Below are 3866 nucleotides of genomic sequence, written 5' to 3'. Positions count from 1 at the left end.
TGTTGTGGCTAGGCGCTGAAAAATTGAAATGAATTGCTTTACACGATGAAATATTTCCCTTTACCCCACCGCACCTCACCAGCATTTGGGCTGGCTGATGGGCAAGGGGCTTGCTGCCGGGCAGCGTTGTCACGGGGGATATGTGGATATCGACCGCACATCCAGTTTTTTAACCACAGGTTGCTAACAAGGGGTGTAAGCAATGTGGGGGATGTGATGACTTCGAATCAGCAGAACCCGCACGGGGGCGGCACTAACGGCGGATGATGACGATGCGCCACGAACTCCCCCACTGCTCACACCCCCAGCCGTTAGCAAAAATTGTAAGACGAAAAATCGCATAACTATGAAAATCGGAAGTAGTGTAAGTGTAAGAAAAGGTGTAAAATCGCCTGATTATGAAGAATTATTAATTGAAGGATGGACAGGCAGAATTCTTGAAATTAATGAGAATATTCTGACTATTGAACTGGATAGCATCACTCTTTCTGAATTAAAAGAGGATTACATAATTGACAGTTTAATGAATGGTTTCGAATACAATTTAATTTGTCTAGAAACGGAAGAAGTTGAAATTGTCAATCCGAGAGATTCACAAAAAGACACTTTAAGAAAACAAATGGAAATAAATGCTCAATACTCTATCGATGAAGAGGAAAAAAGAATTAACGAGATTATAAAATCAGATGATGTTTCTGTTAATGAGGAGAATTTAAATCGTTACTTTAATTTCTTGAAAACTAACTTGAAAACTCTTTGTATTTTGACAGGAATGGAAGATTTCGACTGGGAAGAACCATACATTTTAGGCGGTTGGAGTAAAAAGGAATATGAAGAATTAAAGAAAACGAAACCTTCATATACTGATAAATTTGATTTTATTAAACTGGAAAAAGAATATGATGATTGGAAAGGAATTTATGCGAGCGTTAGAAGAATTTCAGACAATAAAATTTTCACTATTCCACTTTGGGACTTAAAAGTAGTTGACAAAAAGAATTCAAATTTTCAAATTGTATCTGATTATTCATCTTGGATGACTAATTACAGATAACAACAACTTTTGCTAACAAGGGGTGTAGCCAATGTGGGTTGACACTGGGACTTCGGAGCGGTTTCGCCCGCTCGGGCGTTTTCGTCGGGGGACGAAAACGGAACACGCTCTCCCACACTCGCCACACCCCCAGCCGTTACCAGCAATTTTGACGGAAGAAATCGGGAAGAATTTAGCCCATCGGCGGACTGTTCCGCTTTGAAAATGAATTGATTAATCGGGCGGTATCGGTATGATTAGATGACTTCTTTGAACGAAAATAATAGCGGGCGGACAGTCCTTCGATTGGCTATAAAAATATTTTGCCGACTAAAACGTCAAGATTTGATAGCAACGCCTGATTGAAAACAATGACTTGAGTTTTTAAAAATTGTGCATAGACTTTTATATCTCGACTTGAGAATTAAATGTAGCGGTTCGAGAAAAGAAAAATCACGACTTGAGTTTTAGAAATATGGTGTCGATTTGAAAAAATCGGCTGATTTTTAAAATTGTGCTTGTAGAAATCGTTTGAAATACTATTTTTGATTACTGAAAAAATGAAAGTGAATTACAGAATTATCGGCTTGATTTTTAGTGCTTATGTTATGATAATCAATGTATTCACTTTCGATTTAAAGAATTTTGGCACAATTTATCGCTGTGACTGACTGGGCGAAGCTGTAAGAAAGAGCTTTGAAATTTGAATTTTAACGCTGAATTTTAAAAAATCGTCCTGAATTATTTGTACGCATTGATTGAAGGAAAAAACGGGAATGATTAGCGTTGCTTGAAGGAAAATTTAAAAAAGCGGGCAAAATACTTTTAGGGTAAAACAGTTTCTGATTTGATTATCAAGACAATAAAATAATAAACTGCTGGTAACAAGGGGTGCATCCAATTTGGGTTGAAACGGTTATGCGGTCGGTATCGCACGCAGCAATCTTCTTAACGGGGGATAAATCCCCTGCCCCGCTTTCCCAAACTGGTTACACCCCCAGCCGTTACCAAAAATGCGAGATGAAAACCCGAGAAGACTTTAGCGAATCGGCGGACTGTTCCGCTGGCGTAAATTTTTAGAGCAGTTCGGATTCATCGGCAGGATAAAGCCGATGTTCCAATCGGAGAATCAACTGGCGGACAGACCTTCGATGCGCTATAAAAAAATATTTTTTCCCCCGACACTCATCACGATTTATAGCAACGCCTGAAAAAGGAATTTGTAATTTGTAAAGCAGCGTTTTAAGAAATCGGTAAGATTTTTAAAATGCAACTTTAGGAAAGCTTGCGCTCGCTTTCTTCGCAGATAAGGAATTAATAAATTGCTTAGTTGCGCTTTAGGAAATCGGCTCGATTTTTAAATTGCAACGGAAAGATGGCTTACGCACATTTTTGATGCGCAGAGAAAAAACAACAATGCAACGCGTAGATGGCTGCGCACATTTAGCTGATTGCAATTTAATTCCTTCTGCACAGATAAAAAAGTAATAAAAACGCTGCTTTCGCCTTGAAAACGTTAAGATTGCAGAGATTGGCGTTGCGAAAAGAAAGGGATTTTCCGACGCAAGAAAAAATATTTTTTCCCGACCGCACAGACCGAAAACTGTACAACGCTAACGCACATTTGGTAACAAAGGGTGTATTGCAAATCTGGTTATCTAGCGGATTTGGAATCTTTTCAACATTTAGGTAGCTTCGTATCGGGGGAAAACGATGCTGTTTCAATCTCCAGCTCGCAACACACCCCCAGCCGTTAGGGGCAATTATGACGGAAATCCCAGACAATCATAGACATATAAACATTCTTTGACATCTGAAACTTTATATAGTGTAGTTGAATGAATTGAAAAAACATAACAGTCAGAATATTAGACATAAAACACTTAATCCCAAAAAAGATACTTTCAAAAACTTGATTTTTGTTCCATTATTAGTTAACTTTGCGGTATGGAACGAAAACGAAAACTAATATTCTTCAGAAACTACTTCAAAGAGTTCTTTGAACCTCTGAAAGAAAAAGTTAAGGACAAAATTGACTACGTTCTATTCCTAGTTGTAAGCGCTGAAAGAATTCCGAAAAAATTCTTTCAGTATATGGATGGAACTGATGGACTTTTTGAAATAAGAATTGAATTTGAAAGCAACATTTACAGAGTATTCTGTTGCTTTGACGAAGGAAATCTAGTTGTGCTTTTTAATGGATTTCAAAAGAAATCACAGAAAACGCCGAAGAAAGAGATTGACAAAGCACTTAGAATTAAGGATGAGTATTTTAACTCAAAAAGGAAAAAAGATGAAAACACAAGAAAATAATTACAATGAGATTACAACTTTTGACGAACACCTTGAAAGTCGTTATGGTCCGTTAGGAACAAGAAAAAGAACTGAATTTGAAATCAAAGCTAAAGCATTTGCAATTGGCGAAATTATAAGGGAAGAAAGAAAGCAAGCCAAAATGACCCAAGAACAACTTGCTGAAAAAACAGGAACTAGGAAAAGTTTTATTTCACGAATTGAAAACGGACATAGTGACATTCAACTATCTACACTTTATAGGTTGATTGAAATTGGTTTTGGAAAACAAATTAATCTGACAATTTCCTGACAGACAAACCAATAACTGCCCCTAACAAGGGGTGTAAAAAAAGCTGGTTTTCCGCCGATTAGGAAGCAAATCGGCTTTTGCGAGACTTCGTCTCGGGGGATTTGGGTGCTGTCCCAATCCCAGCACTTTTCACACCCCCAGCCGTTGTAGCACATTTTGACGGTCCGAAACTGAATCGCAAAAAAGTCGTATATTTGAGAAAAATATAAGCAATGAAAACATTACGTT

Annotated in this window: 3 protein-coding genes; all 3 read left to right on the top strand. The window is 37.7% G+C overall.

Annotation, left to right across the window (positions count from 1 at the left end):
• Positions 1-346 precede the first annotated feature (346 nt).
• The 3 genes from G8O23_RS17055 (at position 347) to G8O23_RS17045 (ending at position 3638) form a co-directional block, all read left to right on the top strand.
• The gene (locus G8O23_RS17055; protein WP_166367109.1) at positions 347-1054 is read left to right on the top strand and encodes a hypothetical protein; all 708 of its coding nucleotides are present in this window, start codon (positions 347-349) and stop codon (positions 1052-1054) included.
• 1926 nt (positions 1055-2980) lie between these two features.
• A complete protein-coding gene (locus G8O23_RS17050; RefSeq protein WP_166367107.1) occupies positions 2981-3346 on the top strand; it encodes a type II toxin-antitoxin system RelE/ParE family toxin in 366 nt (121 codons plus the stop codon).
• Positions 3327-3638: a helix-turn-helix domain-containing protein gene (locus G8O23_RS17045; RefSeq protein WP_166367105.1), complete on the top strand. Its 312-nt coding sequence runs from the start codon at positions 3327-3329 to the stop codon at positions 3636-3638. The genes G8O23_RS17050 and G8O23_RS17045 overlap by 20 nt, the downstream gene beginning before the upstream one ends.
• Positions 3639-3866: the final 228 nt, after the last annotated feature.

It is taken from the genome of Perlabentimonas gracilis (assembly GCF_011174675.1).
Classification (GTDB): domain Bacteria; phylum Bacteroidota; class Bacteroidia; order Bacteroidales; family Tenuifilaceae; genus Perlabentimonas; species Perlabentimonas gracilis.
This window is presented reverse-complemented; position numbering and strand designations above follow the sequence as displayed.

Excerpts from the sequence above, each read along its gene's own strand:
- G8O23_RS17055 (WP_166367109.1), top strand. The coding sequence starts at position 347 with ATGAAAATCGGAAGTAGTGTAAGTGTAAGAAAAGGTGTAAAATCGCCT.
- G8O23_RS17050 (WP_166367107.1), top strand. The coding sequence starts at position 2,981 with ATGGAACGAAAACGAAAACTAATATTCTTCAGAAACTACTTCAAAGAG.
- G8O23_RS17045 (WP_166367105.1), top strand. The coding sequence starts at position 3,327 with ATGAAAACACAAGAAAATAATTACAATGAGATTACAACTTTTGACGAA.